Here is a 13,618-nt window from a genome sequence, read left to right on the forward strand (position 1 = left end):
TTACTGGTTTATGTCCCCGCTCAAAAAAAACCTTGCCCCCCTGGTGCGGAACACGTTGCTGGGATTCACGGCGGCAACGGCGGTTTTGGTGGTGGGTAGTGCGGTATTTTACCAAAGTTTACGGGCACAGCAACGTTCCGAAATGTGGGTGCGTCATACGGGCGAGGTGCTGAACCAGTTGACCCAAATTGAGGCTAAACTTGCCACCCTGAGAGTCCAACACCGGAGTTATTTACTCCTGGGGGACGTGACCTATTGGCAACGCTATGACCTGGCGCGCACGGAATTGCGGTTGGCACTGGATGAACTGCGGCGGTTGGTGCAGGATAACCCCGAGCAATTGACCCGCTGGGGGCGTTTGGACACTTTGATAACGAATAAACTGCTGTATCTTGACCAGAATATTCGGATTTATCAACAACAGGGGCAAAAGGCTAGTGTCAAAGCCCTGGGTTCCCAGGTAAATCGGAGTTTGGAGGATAGCCTCCGCAATCAGTTGGATTTGATGAAACAGACGGAGCGGTTTCTCCTGCGGGAGCGGCTGGATAACGTCACCCGCTTTAGTCGGCAGGCGCAGGGAATTTTTATTTTGGGTTTGGGCAACAATATCTTAATTCTGCTGGCAACGGCGCTGGTGGTGGTGCGGCAAATTCAAGCCCGTCAGATCGCCCAGCAGACGGCAAGTCAGGAAACCAGTTTTACCGAAGCGATTTTCCAGACCACCCAAGCCTTGATCCTGGCACTGGATGGGGATGGGCGGATCGTGCGCTGGAATCAGTTTTGTGAAACCCTGAGTGGGTACACCCTGGCGGAGGTGAATCCGCAACCTTTTTGGGAAATGCTGGTGCCGGTGGAGGAGCAAGCCCACCTGCGGGAGTGCTTTGCGAGAATTTTGCAGGGAACGGCAATCGGGGTACAGGAACACCACTGGCTGACCCGCACCGGGGAACGACGGCTGATCCGCTGGGTGAATACCCTGCTCACGGACCACCAGCAGGAGACGGAATATGTGATTGCCACCGGCATTGATGTCACGGAGGAACAGGAAGCCCGAGCCGCCTTGAGTGCCAGCGAAGCCCGCTATCGGGATTTGTTTGAAAATGCCCACGACCTGATCCAAAGTGTGGATATGCAGGGGCGGTTTCTCTACGTCAATCGGGCTTGGAAACGGGCGTTGGGGTATCAGGATGAGGAGGTCAAAAGTTTAACCCTCTGGGACATTATTCACCCGGACTCCCTAGAGCAGTGTCGGCAAAAATTCCAAACCCTGATCGCCACTGGCAGTCTGCCCTTTGTGGAAGTCAAATTTCGCACCCGGGATGGGGATACCCTGCTGTTGGAGGGCAGTACCAGTTGTTCCTACGATGACCAGGGGCGACCGGTGGCGACCCGGGGCATTTTTCGGGATGTAACTGAGCGCAAACGCACGGAGGCGGAACTGGCACGGCAAAACCGGCGGGCGCAGATTTTTAGTGAAATTACCCTGAAAATTCGCCAAAGTCTGGACTTGGGGGTGATCTTGGAAACCACAGTGCAGGAGGTGCAAAAAATCATTCACGCCGACCGGACGTTTATTTACCAACTCACACCGGGGGGAACTGGGCAGGTGGTGGCGGAAGCCCGCTTAGCCCATGTCCCTAGCCTGGTCGGTCAGGAGGGGGCTTGGCATGAATTGATCCAAACGGAACTGGCTTGGTGTCAGCAGGGGCAACCGCTGGTGGTGGACGATGTGGGGGGGCTGACCCTCACCCCGGCACAGGATGCGCTTTTGCGGGATTTGGGGGTGCAATCGCAACTGCTCGTCCCCCTGATGTGGAAGGCGGAATTGTGGGGGATGTTGGTCTGCCACCAATGTGATACGGCACGGATTTGGAGCAGTTTTGAACAGGATTTACTCACCCAGATTGCCGACCAGGTGGGGGTGGCGTTGACCCAGGTGTATTTGATCCAGGAATTGGAACAGGCACGGCGGGCGGCGGAGGAGTCTTCCCGGATCAAGAGTGCGTTTTTAGCCAATATGAGCCACGAAATTCGTACCCCCATGAATGCGGTGTTGGGCATGACGGGGTTGTTGTTGGATACCCCTTTGAATGCGGAACAGCGGGATTTTGTGAATACCATTCGCACCAGCGGGGATACCCTGTTGAATTTGATTAATGAAATTTTGGATTTATCCAAGCTGGAAGCGGGGCAGGTGCAGTTGGAGGAGTTGGATTTTGAAATTCTCACGGTCGTGGAAGAGGTGGTGGAACTGCTGGCACCCCAGGCACACATCAAGGGGTTGGAAATTGCCGCCCTGGTCAACCCACAGACACCCAGTTGGGTACGGGGGGATGCCACCCGCCTGCGGCAAGTGTTGATCAATTTGGTCAGCAATGCGATTAAATTTACCGCCAAGGGAGAGGTGGTGATCCGGGTACAGCCGGGGGCGCAGGCACCTTGGGTGGAATTTGCGGTGAGCGATACGGGGATTGGCATTCCCCCGGAGGTACAAGCCCGGCTGTTCCGTCCCTTTACCCAGGCGGATGTCTCTACCACCCGCAAATTTGGGGGCACCGGGTTGGGGTTAGCGATTTGCAAACAACTGGTGAATCTGATGGGGGGAGAAATTCACCTGGAGAGTACCCCGGGTCAGGGTTCCCGGTTTTTCTTTAACCTGCCCTTGCCCGTCGTCCCGGCACCGACCCCTCCTGAGGCGACCCCGGTGCTACCGGCGCAACCCATTGCCGGGAAATCCCTGTTGGTGGTGGACGACCATCCCATCAACCGGAAGGTGGTGCGGTATCAGGCGTGCCGCTGGGGGTTGCGGGTGGAGGAGGCGGCTTCGGCGGCGGAGGCTTTGGCGAAAATGCGCCAGCAGGACTACGCGGTGGTGTTGGTGGACATGAATATGCCGGAAATGGACGGACTGACCCTAGGACAGCAGATTAAACAAGACCCCCAGTTGGCGCAGGTGCCCCTGATTATGCTCACGTCCAGCCATTTGCGGGAGGAAGCCAAACAAGCCCTGGAGATTGGATTTTCTGCCCATTTGGTTAAACCGGTGAAGGCATCCCGCCTGCTGGATACGATCATGAATGCCCTGGAGGGCACGATTGCGGAAACTGCCACCGAAGTACCCTCGGCACCCGTGCTGGCTAACCCCTCGCCCCTGCGGATTCTGCTGGCGGAGGACAACCCGGTGAACCAAAAAGTGGCACTGAAACAGCTCGCCAGCCTGGGGTTTTCAGCGGATGTGGCGGCGAATGGGCAAGAAGCCCTGGAAATGATCCTGCGTTTTGCCTACGATGTGGTATTGATGGACTGCCAAATGCCCGTGTTGGACGGCTTTAGTGCCACCCGCCGCCTGCACGAACTCTATCAGGAAGGGCGTTTGCGCCAGCGACCGATTGTGATTGCCCTCACCGCCAACGCCATGAAGGAAGACCGGGAGCGCTGTATTGCCGCCGGGATGGACGATTACCTGAGCAAACCGGTTCACAAGGAGGACCTGCGCCAGACCCTCACCCATTGGCAGGAACGGTTACGCACCCAGCCGGAGGTGGTCGGGCAGTCATGAGGGAAATTGGGCGCATTTTATCCCCCCACGGCCTGCGGGGCGAGGTGAAAGTATTGTGTTTAAGCGACTTTCCCGAACGGTTCACCCAGCCGGGTCAACGCTGGTATTCCCTGCCCCACCAACCGGATTATTACCCCCTCACCCTGGTGCGCTCCCGGCCGGTACCGGGGAAAAATCTCTACATTGTCCAGTTTCAAGAATTGCCAGACTGCGACCAAGCAGGGGCATTGCGGGGGGCAACCCTGTGGGTGGAAGCGGCAAACCGTCCCCCCTTAGCGCCGGATGAATTTTATGTGCCGGATTTGATCGGGCTGACCGCCTGGCAGGGGGGGGAACCCCTGGGGCAGATTACGGGAGTGATCCCGGCGGGGAATGATTTGCTGGAGATCACCACCCCCACGGGGCGGGTGCATTGGGTGCCCTTTGTGCGGGAACTGGTGCCCCAGGTGGATGTGGACCAGGGGCGGCTGGAATTGCGTTTGCCCCCAGGGTTACTGGAATTAAACCATCCCCAATCCAAAACCCCAGGATTTGCGTAGTTTTTATGTAATTGTTTCACCACTCACACCGGAGTCCTTCCCATGAAACGGCGGCACGCACTGGCTCTCTTCGGTTTAGGTTTAACCAGCACCCTGGCGTTGCCCCATCGGACGTTCGCCCAGGAGGTGATTGACCTCGACCCCCGCACCCTGGGGTTTGACCCGGTGGACAAGATGGAAAACCTCTGGAAAAACCAGTACGCCCCCCAGTTGCAGATGGACTTTACCGCCCCGATGCTCAACCAACAGCAGGTGGGGGAGGATTTGCAGGCGGTGGTGAACCTGAAAAACCAACGGACGGGACTCATTTATCTCGTACCCCGCCCGACGGATTTGGAACTTTTGCTGGTGCTACCGGGGGGTGGCTCGGTGGTGAAATTGGTCACCGAAGCCGTGCCTGGGGTGTTGCAACCCACGGTGGAGACTTTTTTGCGGGAAATCCGTGACCCCCGTAAAGTCGGCACCCAGAGCTACCTCGCCTCGGCGCAAAAACTGTACCAATGGATGATCGCCCCCCTGGAACCCACCCTCAAGGCGGAGCGGATCAATGCGGTCATTTTCTGCGCTGGACCGGGACTCCGCACCCTGCCCTTTGCCGCCCTGCACAGTGGCGAGCAGTTTTTAATTGAACAATACGCCGTTGGTCGGATGCCCGCCTACAGCCTCACCAACCAGGATCACACCCGCTTGGCTAATTTACGCATCCTGGCGATGGGTGCTTCCGAGTTTCGCAACCAAGCCCCCCTGCCCGCCGTGCCTGTGGAATTGGCGACCATTACCACCCAACTCTGGTCAGGAAATCAGTTCTTGAACGAAGCCTTCACCATCGAACAACTGCAAGACCAAAAATTGCAGAACCGTTACAACGTGGTGCATCTGGCGACCCATGCGGATTTTCGCCCCGGGGCGATCAACAATTCCTATATTCAGTTTTGGGACCGTCCCCTGCGCTTGAACCAACTGGCGCAAATGCCCTGGAATAATTTAGACCTGCTGGTGCTGAGTGCCTGCCGCACCGCCGTCGGGGACAAGGGGGCAGAGATGGGGTTTGCCGGGGTGGCCGCCAAAGCCGGGGTCAAGTCCGTCCTGGCCAGCCTCTGGTATGTGAGCGATCAAGGCACGTTAGCCCTGATGACTGAATTTTACCGGCAGATGCGGGATGCCCCCATCAAAATCACCGCCCTCCAACGGGCGCAGGTGGCGTTACTCCGCAATCAGGTCAGCTTCCGGGATGGGGAACTGGTACGGGCGGGACAACGGGGGGGCATCAGCTTACCGCCAGCGCTGAATTTTGCCGGGGAACGCACCCTCAGCCATCCCTACTACTGGGCGGCGTTTACTTTGGTGGGAAATCCCTGGTAAAACCCTGCTAAGATGGATCAAACCTAATTTTTTACCCCAGATATGACTTATCGCCATGTGTGTCTTTCCATCTTTGTAGATGGGAATAATATGTTTTATGCCCAGCAGAAGAATGGTTGGTTTTTTGACCCCAAACGGGTGCTGGATTACTTTACCCGGGAGCCGGAAGTGCAATTGATCAATGCCTTTTGGTACACGGGGATCAAGGACTACAGCGACCAACGGGGGTTTCGGGATGCCCTGATCAACTTGGGCTATACGGTGCGGGTGAAACTGCTCAAGGAGTTTTACGACGAACATTCCAACCGTTATTTTCAAAAAGCCAACTTGGATATTGAAATCGTGGTGGATATGTTCAACACCGTAGAGCAGTACAACCGGGTGGTGCTCTTCAGCGGCGATGGGGATTTTGACCGGGCGGTGGAATTGCTCCGCTCCAAAAATACCCACATTATCGTGGTGTCCACGGAGGGGATGATCGCCCGGGAGTTACGCAATGCCGCTGACCGGTATATTGACCTGAATGAATTGCGCCCCTACATCGAAAAGGTGGACGCCCACCCCCTGCGCCCGGAATTTCCCCTCACCCGTAGCTCGGTACTGACGGAATGATCCGGGTGGGGTTGCTCTTTGGCGGTCAGTCGGCGGAGCATGAAATCTCGGTGCAGTCGGCTCGCAATATCCTGGCGGCTTTGGCACCGGAGCGTTACGAAGTGGTACCGATTGGGATTACCCGGCAGGGGCAGTGGTGGTTGGCTGACCCGGAATGGCTAACCCAAGCCAGTCCCCAGAAATTGCCACCCTTTGAGCGGGGGATCACGCCGGTGGGGGTTTTGCCGGGGCAAGGGCTGGTGCAATTCCGCAAGCACCAGTGGGAACCCCTCCCCCTGGCGGTGGTGTTTCCCGTCCTGCATGGTCCCCGGGGGGAAGATGGCACGGTTCAGGGACTGCTCACCCTGGCGGGGTTGCCCTTTGTGGGGGCGGGGGTGCTGGGTTCGGCGCTGGGCATGGACAAGGAGGTGATGAAACGCCTGCTGACCCAGGCGGGTTTGGCGGTGGGGGCGTACCACTGTTACCGGCGGGGGCAAGCGGTGGACGTGGCGAGGGTGGTGGGGGAATTGGGCTTACCCCTATTTGTGAAACCCGCTAATATGGGGTCTTCTGTGGGGGTGACCCAGGTGTGTACCGCCGAGGAATTGCTCCCTGCCCTCGCCAAAGCCTGGCAATACGACCCCAAAGCCCTGGTGGAACAGGCGATTCCTGGGCGAGAGATTGAATGTGCGATTTTGGACGGCGACCCCCCCCAGGCGTCCGTGCCGGGTGAAATTATTCCCCAGCATGATTTTTATTCCTACGAGGCGAAATATCTGGATGCCCAGGGGGCGCTCTTAAAAATGCCTGCGGATTTGACCCCGGCGGAGGTGGCGCAGGTGCAAGCCCTGTCCATTCAGGTCTTTCAGGTGTTGGAATGTGCGGGGTTGGGGCGGGTGGACTGGTTTTTGACCCCGGATGGTCAGTGGATTGTGAATGAAATGAACACCATCCCCGGTTTCACCCAGATCAGTATGTACCCCAAACTGTGGGAACTGAGTGGCATCAGCTACGGGGATTTGGTCAACCGGCTGTTGTCCCTAGCCTTGGGAACTTAAATTCGTCCAATTCGCCGCTTCAAGGAAACCGCCCCTGCAACCAGGGCAGTGGGTCAATGGATTGCCCGTGGACATACAACCCCCAGTGCAAATGGGGTGCCGTGGAAATCCCGGTTGACCCCACCGCCCCAATCACTTGCCCTGCCCGCACCCGTTCCCCTTCCCGCACATCAATCCGACTCAGGTGCAAAAAAATGCTCGTCACCCCCTGTCCGTGGTCCAGCCCAATGGTATTCCCGTGCAGGCGAAAGCCCTGGGCAACCAACCCCACCAAAGCCACCTGCCCCGCCGCCGGAGCCACCACCGGGGAACCCAGCGTCCCCCCATAGTCAATGCCCCGATGGTAATAATCCTGGGCAGATTCGCCATTATAATACCGTCGCACCCCAAATCCGGTGGTCACAGCCCCTGGATGCGGTCGCAGAAATGCCCCTTGCCAATAGCGTTCCGGGGTGGTCAACGCCTTAAATTCCCGCACCCGGTTGAGTTCCAGTTCCGTGGGTTCAAGGCTACTGCTGGCTGGTCCCAACCAGAGCCGTTGGGTGGGGAAAAACCGATTTTTGATCCACACGGCTAAATTCCGAGTCTCCCCTTCGCCGGTAATTCTCAATACCTTTTTGCCGGGGGTATCCAAGGGAGTGGTGGGCAGGAGGGCTTGCCATAATCGGGGTTGCATGGGAAAGGCGGGATAAGTTTTGCCCGCAAATACCACCGTGGGGGCTACGTCAGGGCTATCGGGCTGTTCATACCGGATGCGAATTTCCAAGGTATCGCCCAATTGCGGGGTTTCGGGACGCACCTGTACAGCCAAGGCGAGTACCGGCGTAACCTGCCCCACCCAGAAACCAAAGAGTAATAGCAATTCCCGCATCCTGGTCATGATCAATCACAAGCGTCTGGTGCAATGGTAAGGCAATTTTGAACGGTGATCCTAAAACACGTCTGTACTTGATTTTTCTGAACATTGGTTCGCCCAGTTGCCACGCCAGCCGTGCTAAAAGATGGGATTACCATCAGGGTATCCCGCAGGTGAACCAGAAACGAACCATTACTTATCATTTACTGATGATTACTTATTGGAAGGATCAGCGAGTTTTTGCCGCAATTCCCGCCGGGCTTTCTCAAGGGCTTGCGGCAGTCCCTGCGGGTCTTTGCCCCCGGCTTGGGCGAAATTGGGTCGGCCACCACCCCCACCGCCACAGCGTTTTGCCAAATCCCCCACCAATCGCCCGGCTTGTAGCCCCAACTGCACCACTTCCGGGCTAAAAGCGGCGACCAAGGTCACTTTATCTGTAGCAGGAACTGAACCCAACACCACCGCCCCTTTGCCCAATTTTTGCAGTAATTCCTGGGCGGCATTTTTCAGGGCTTCTCCTTCCACCTGCCCCAACTGACCGACGAGTAATTGATAGCCATTAATCGTTTCCGTTTGGTTGAGCAATTGCAGGGCTTGATAACGGGCTAATTGGGTGTTTAGTTGGTCAATGTGTTTGGTTTTGGCTTTCAATTCCTGTTGCAATTCTCGCACCCTTTGGGTGATTTCTTCCGGCTTAATTTTGAATAAATCGGTTAACTCTTTCACCACCGTATCCCGCTGGTTTAGATAATCCAAAACTCCTAAACCCGCTACCGCTTCAATCCGACGAATACCACTGGCAATGCCCATTTCCGCCACAATCTTAAATAAGCCAATTGCCGCCGTGTTGGTGACATGGGTGCCGCCGCACAATTCCATCGAAACCCCAGGAATATCAATCACCCGCACCGGGTCGCTGTACTTTTCCCCAAACATGGCAATCGCCCCCCGTGCCTTCGCCTCCGCCAAGGGTAGGGTCAACACCTGCGCCGGATGGGCTTCCGCAATCCAAACGTTGATTTGCCATTCCAACTGTTGCAATTCCGCCGGGGTGAGGGGACGGGAACAATTGAAATCAAACCGCAGGCGTTCCGCCGTCACCAGAGAACCCGCCTGGGCAATGTGGGGGTCAATCAGCTTTTGTAATGCGGCTTGCAGTAAATGGGTAGCCGTGTGATGGGCTTGGGTGCGATACCGCCGCCACCGATCCACCTGCGCCTGTACCGACATTCCGACGGCTAATTCCCCCTGTTCCACCCGCCCGTAATGCACCCACAGGTCGGCTTTTTTTTGCACATCCGTCACCCGGAATTGCAACGTGCCATCGGGACTGGTTAGGATGCCCGTATCCCCCACCTGACCGCCGGATTCGGCATAGAACGGGGTTTCCTGTAAAATCACCAACACATCCCCAGCCGTGGCATCACACCGACTGACCCGCTCCCCGGCTTGTAAAATCCCTTGTACTGTGGTTGTACCGGTAATATTTAAGTACCCTGTAAATACGGTTTTCCCCAATTCCTCGGCTAATTCCACCCATTGATTCGCCGCTAGGACATCTACCGTTTCCTGTCCTTCCCGGGAGAGTTCCCGGTGTTTGGTCATTTCCTGTTCGTAGCCCGCCATATCCACAGTGAGTCCCTGTTCGGCGGCAATTTCGGCGGTCAATTCCACTGGGAAGCCGTAGGTGGTGGCTAAATCGAATGCCACTTTGCCACTGATCCCCGCCGATTTTTGCGCCATGACATCAAAAAGTAATTGTTCCCCCACCTCCAGGGTTTTCAAAAATTGCTGTTCCTCCCGGTGCAATTCATTTTGAATGGTTACTGCCCGTGCCGCCACATGGGGATAGGCAGAGCCAGTTAAATTAATAGCAGTTTGCGCCAATTCGGCGGTAAACGGACGACGCAATCCCAACAAACGCCCATGCCGTACCAACCTGCGGATCAACCGCCGTAAAATGTAACCCCGGCGGACATTACTGGGAATCACCCCATCGGCAATCAAATGCACCACCGCCCGGATGTGATCCCCGATAATTTTTAAGGATAATTGTTGTTCTAAAGAGGCTTTGGGATAATTCACATTCACCCATTCCGCCATCTGTTGCATCAGGGGAAAAATCAAATCCGTTTCGTAATTGCTGGGGACATTTTGCAGGATACGGGCTAACCGTTCCAACCCCATGCCCGTATCAATGTTTTTGTGCGCCAGGGGGGTCATGTTCCCAGTAGCATCCCGGTTCAATTCCATGAAAACGAGGTTGTAAATTTCCACAAACCGTTCGTCATCCGTGAGGTCAACCGCACCGGGTTGGGGGGCAAAATCGTAGTAAATTTCCGAGCAGGGACCACAGGGGCCCGTCGGACCCGCCGCCCAAAAATTATCCTCCGCACCCATTTTTTGAATCCGTTCCGGGGGTAGTCCCACCACCTCCTGCCAGAGGGTCACGGTTTCCGTATCCTGTTCAAACACACTCACCGCCAGATGTTCCGGGGGTAGCCCAAACCCCTGGGTGACCAGTTCCCACGCCCAGGCGATGGCTTCGGCTTTGAAATAATCGCCAAAGCTGAAATTCCCCAACATTTCAAAAAAGGTGTGGTGGCGGCGGGTGCGTCCCACATTGTCAATATCATTGGTGCGTAAACAGCGTTGCGCCGTAGTGACCCGAGGGGCTGGGGCGGTCTGCTGTCCCAAAAACACCGGCTTGAAGGGCAACATCCCGGCAATGGTCAACAGCACGGTGGGGTCGCTGGGAATCAAGGACGCACTGGGCAGAACCTGATGCTGGCGCTGGGCATAAAAATTGAGGAATTGTTGCCGGATGGCATCACCGCTGAGGGGCATAGGGACTGGGGGAACGCTGAGATATGTCAATTCTACGGATTTTCCCCGGTCGCAGGGGCAATGCTTCTGGTGCTCAACAATTTTCTAGGGAGATCACCTGTTCCTGGTGTCCATGCCTTGGGATTGTCAAGAAAAATAGTGATTCCTCGGAAATTTTGCAATTCTGACAGGGGTGATATGGAGCAAGCCTCGCTGAGTTGGGCACCGGCTCCGTCCTTGGTTCTGCGGAATTGCCGTTCGTTGCCTGGCTTCAACCCACAAGCGAATAAATCGGATGACCATATAGTAATCACATTTGAATTGTGAGTGAAATTCTATTACCTAGAACATCAAAAGTCTTAGGATACTGATCCATCCTGGTTTTTAGAAATTTGATTATTCCCACAGATGCTGAAAAATTCCACAGTGGTAATCGGGGTATCCGGGAAGTGTCCTTAGGTTTACTTAATGTTTTCCCGCCAAAGTACGTTACAATGTTTAACAAATCACTTCTAGGTATTTATTCCTAATGGACACACAGATTCCTTGGCTGACGGTGGCGGTGCTGGTTCCGATGGGGGCGGCACTAGGAATGCCTTTTTTGCCCGCCAAATCGGGGCGCACGGTACGCTGGTATGCGCTGGGGGTGGGTTTGTTGGATTTTGCTTGGTTGGTGACGGGGTTGTGGCAGGGCTATGACCCGGCGCTCCAGGGGTATCAGTTGGTGGAGCAGTGGGCGTGGTTGCCCCAGTTGGGTGGGCATTGGGCGATGGCGGTGGATGGGTTGTCCCTGCCGTTGCTGGTGCTGGGGGCGTTGGTGACCACGTTGGCGATGGCGGCGGCGTGGCGGGTGGAACACCGTCCCCGTTTGTTTTATGCCCTGATGTTGGTGCTGTACGGGGCGCAGTTGGGGGTGTTTGCGGCTAAGGATGTGCTGTTGTTTTTCCTGATGTGGGAGTTGGAGTTGGTGCCGGTGTATCTGTTGATTGCCATTTGGGGTGGGCAACAACGGCAGTATGCGGCGACCAAATTTATCCTTTACACGGCGCTGGGTTCGGTGCTGATTTTGGTGGGGGGGTTGGCGTTGGCGGTGGCGGGGAGTCCCTTCACCTGGGATATGGCGGTTTTGCGGGAGCGGTCTTTGCCCCTGGGGTTGGAGATTTTTGCCTATCTGGCGTTTTTGGTGGCTTTTGGGGTGAAATTGCCGATTTTCCCGTTCCATACCTGGTTGCCCTTTGCCCACAGTGAGGCTTCAGCGCCGGTTTCGATGGTGTTGGCGGGGGTGCTGTTGAAGTTGGGGGGCTATGGGTTACTGCGGGTGAATGGGCAGATGTTGTCCCAGGCGCACCAGTTTTTGGCGCCGATGTTGGTGGTGTTGGGGGTGGTGAATATCCTCTACGGGGCGTTGACCGCCTACAGCCAGACCCATCTGAAAAAACGGTTAGCCTATTCCTCGATTTCCCACATGGGGTTTGTGTTGGTGGGGTTGGGAAGCTTGCATGATTGGGGGTTGCAGGGGGCGATGTTGCAAATGGTGTCCCACGGGCTGATTGCCGCCGTGTTGTTTTTCCTGGCGGGGGTGGCCTACGAACGGACGCATACCCTGGACATGGGGCAGTTGGGGGGGTTGGCGCCATCCGCACCCCGGATTTTTGCCCTGTTTACGGCGGCGAGTTTTGCATCCTTGGCCTTGCCGGGGATGAGTGGCTTTATCAGCGAACTGTCGGTGTTTTTGGGGCTGGTGGATGCTCCCTACAATGCCCTGTTCAAAGGGGTGGTGGTCAGCTTGGGGGCGGTGGGGTTGATTCTCACGCCGATTTATCTGCTGGATGCCCTGCGGCGGGTGTTTTACGGGGCACCGGGGGCGGCGGTTTGGACGGGCACCGATGCCAATCCCCGGGAGTTGTTCATCGCCCTGAGTTTGCTGGTGCCGGTGCTGTGGGTGGGCATTTATCCCCGCAGTCTCAGCGATTGGTCGAATCCCGCCACAACCCTGATGGCGGCTCAATGGCAAACCCCGGCTGTCATGGTGGCACAACCCCTCGCCGTGCCGCCGGTGCTATTCTCGACGATGCACCAGGAGGGCGTTGGCCTGGTCGGTGGGCAGTAGGGTGAGTTCCTGAATGTTGACATGGGGGGGACGGGTCAGGCAAAAGGCCACCGTCTCCGCCACATCCCGCCCGGTTAAGGGAGTCAACCCCCGATAGACCTGTTGTGCCCGCTCGGTGTCCCCCCGAAACCGTACCGGCGAAAATTCCGTATCCACCAGACCGGGGTTAATGGTCGTCACCCGCACCGGTGTCCCCAACAAATCCTGTTTCAGGGCATCCCCCAAAATCCGCACGGCGGCCTTGGTCGCACAGTACACATTCCCCCCCGGATAGGCGGCCAATCCGGCAATGGAAGCAATGTTCACCACATGACCCCGCCCCCGGTGGATCATGCCCGGTAGCACCAGGCGGGTCACATAAAGTAAGCCCTTGAGGTTGGTATCAATCATTTCCTCCCAGTCGTTTATATCCCCGTCCTGGAGCTTGTCTAATCCCCGGCTGAGTCCTGCATTATTAATGACAATATCAATATTTTGCCAGTCGGGCGGTAAATGCTCAAACCAGGTTTGCACCCCCAGGCGATCCCGCACATCCAAGGCTTGGGCGAAACAGGAAGCTTTATACTGCGTTTGTAATTCCTCTGCCAATGCCATCAACCGCTCATACCGCCGTGCCACCAGCAGTAACCGCACCCCCAGAGGAGCCAACACCCGGGCGCATTCCAACCCGATGCCGCTACTGGCGCCCGTGACCAATACCGTTTGTCCTGCCAGCAT

At 56.4% G+C, this 13,618-nt stretch carries 9 protein-coding genes; 6 read left to right on the forward strand and 3 right to left on the reverse strand.

The window, feature by feature from the left end:
- Positions 1 to 10 precede the first annotated feature (10 nt).
- The 5 genes from MLD66_RS08160 to MLD66_RS08180 are packed head-to-tail and all read left to right on the forward strand — an operon-like array spanning position 11 to position 7,109.
- Positions 11 to 3,559 (forward strand): response regulator, encoded by a 3,549-nt coding sequence (locus MLD66_RS08160; RefSeq protein ID WP_247216801.1) that lies wholly within the window; start codon positions 11 to 13, stop codon positions 3,557 to 3,559.
- A complete protein-coding gene (gene rimM, locus MLD66_RS08165) occupies positions 3,556 to 4,098 on the forward strand; it encodes a ribosome maturation factor RimM (RefSeq protein WP_247216804.1) in 543 nt (180 codons plus the stop codon). The genes MLD66_RS08160 and rimM overlap by 4 nt, the downstream gene beginning before the upstream one ends.
- A gap of 42 nt (positions 4,099 to 4,140) precedes the next feature.
- Positions 4,141 to 5,460 carry a CHAT domain-containing protein gene (locus MLD66_RS08170; RefSeq protein ID WP_247216807.1) on the forward strand — a complete coding sequence of 440 codons (1,320 nt, stop codon included), beginning with the start codon at positions 4,141 to 4,143 and terminating at the stop codon, positions 5,458 to 5,460.
- 42 nt (positions 5,461 to 5,502) lie between these two features.
- Positions 5,503 to 6,072, forward strand: coding sequence for an NYN domain-containing protein (locus MLD66_RS08175; protein ID WP_247216810.1), 570 nt, complete (start codon positions 5,503 to 5,505; stop codon positions 6,070 to 6,072).
- On the forward strand, positions 6,069 to 7,109 hold the full coding sequence (locus MLD66_RS08180; protein ID WP_247216813.1) for a D-alanine--D-alanine ligase family protein: 1,041 nt from the start codon (positions 6,069 to 6,071) through the stop codon (positions 7,107 to 7,109). The genes MLD66_RS08175 and MLD66_RS08180 overlap by 4 nt, the downstream gene beginning before the upstream one ends.
- 19 nt (positions 7,110 to 7,128) lie before the next feature.
- Here MLD66_RS08180 and MLD66_RS08185 read toward each other — a convergent pair whose 3' ends face one another.
- Entirely contained in the window at positions 7,129 to 7,989 is an 861-nt protein-coding gene (locus MLD66_RS08185) for a M23 family metallopeptidase (protein WP_247216815.1), read from the reverse strand.
- 189 nt (positions 7,990 to 8,178) lie between these two features.
- The gene (gene alaS, locus MLD66_RS08190; protein ID WP_247216818.1) at positions 8,179 to 10,812 is read right to left on the reverse strand and encodes an alanine--tRNA ligase; all 2,634 of its coding nucleotides are present in this window, start codon (positions 10,810 to 10,812) and stop codon (positions 8,179 to 8,181) included.
- 508 nt (positions 10,813 to 11,320) lie between these two features.
- Between alaS and MLD66_RS08195 the strand changes: the two genes are divergently transcribed.
- Positions 11,321 to 12,901, forward strand: a complete 1,581-nt coding sequence (locus MLD66_RS08195) for an NAD(P)H-quinone oxidoreductase subunit 4 (protein ID WP_247216834.1) — start codon at positions 11,321 to 11,323, stop codon at positions 12,899 to 12,901.
- Here the strand turns inward: MLD66_RS08195 and MLD66_RS08200 are convergent.
- Positions 12,851 to 13,618: an SDR family NAD(P)-dependent oxidoreductase gene (locus tag MLD66_RS08200; RefSeq protein ID WP_247216837.1), complete on the reverse strand. Its 768-nt coding sequence runs from the start codon at positions 13,616 to 13,618 to the stop codon at positions 12,851 to 12,853. The genes MLD66_RS08195 and MLD66_RS08200 overlap by 51 nt on opposite strands.

Source organism: Synechococcus sp. C9 (genome assembly GCF_022984075.1).
Classification (GTDB): domain Bacteria; phylum Cyanobacteriota; class Cyanobacteriia; order Gloeomargaritales; family Gloeomargaritaceae; genus Gloeomargarita.

Bases quoted from the DNA above. Each gene is read 5' to 3' on its own strand.
- MLD66_RS08160 (WP_247216801.1), top strand. From the start codon at position 11: ATGTCCCCGCTCAAAAAAAACCTTGCCCCCCTGGTGCGGAACACGTTG.
- rimM (WP_247216804.1), top strand. From the start codon at position 3,556: ATGAGGGAAATTGGGCGCATTTTATCCCCCCACGGCCTGCGGGGCGAG.
- MLD66_RS08170 (WP_247216807.1), top strand. From the start codon at position 4,141: ATGAAACGGCGGCACGCACTGGCTCTCTTCGGTTTAGGTTTAACCAGC.
- MLD66_RS08175 (WP_247216810.1), top strand. From the start codon at position 5,503: ATGACTTATCGCCATGTGTGTCTTTCCATCTTTGTAGATGGGAATAAT.
- MLD66_RS08180 (WP_247216813.1), top strand. From the start codon at position 6,069: ATGATCCGGGTGGGGTTGCTCTTTGGCGGTCAGTCGGCGGAGCATGAA.
- MLD66_RS08185 (WP_247216815.1), bottom strand. From the start codon at position 7,989: ATGACCAGGATGCGGGAATTGCTATTACTCTTTGGTTTCTGGGTGGGG.
- alaS (WP_247216818.1), bottom strand. From the start codon at position 10,812: ATGCCCCTCAGCGGTGATGCCATCCGGCAACAATTCCTCAATTTTTAT.
- MLD66_RS08195 (WP_247216834.1), top strand. From the start codon at position 11,321: ATGGACACACAGATTCCTTGGCTGACGGTGGCGGTGCTGGTTCCGATG.
- MLD66_RS08200 (WP_247216837.1), bottom strand. From the start codon at position 13,618: ATGCTGGCAGGACAAACGGTATTGGTCACGGGCGCCAGTAGCGGCATC.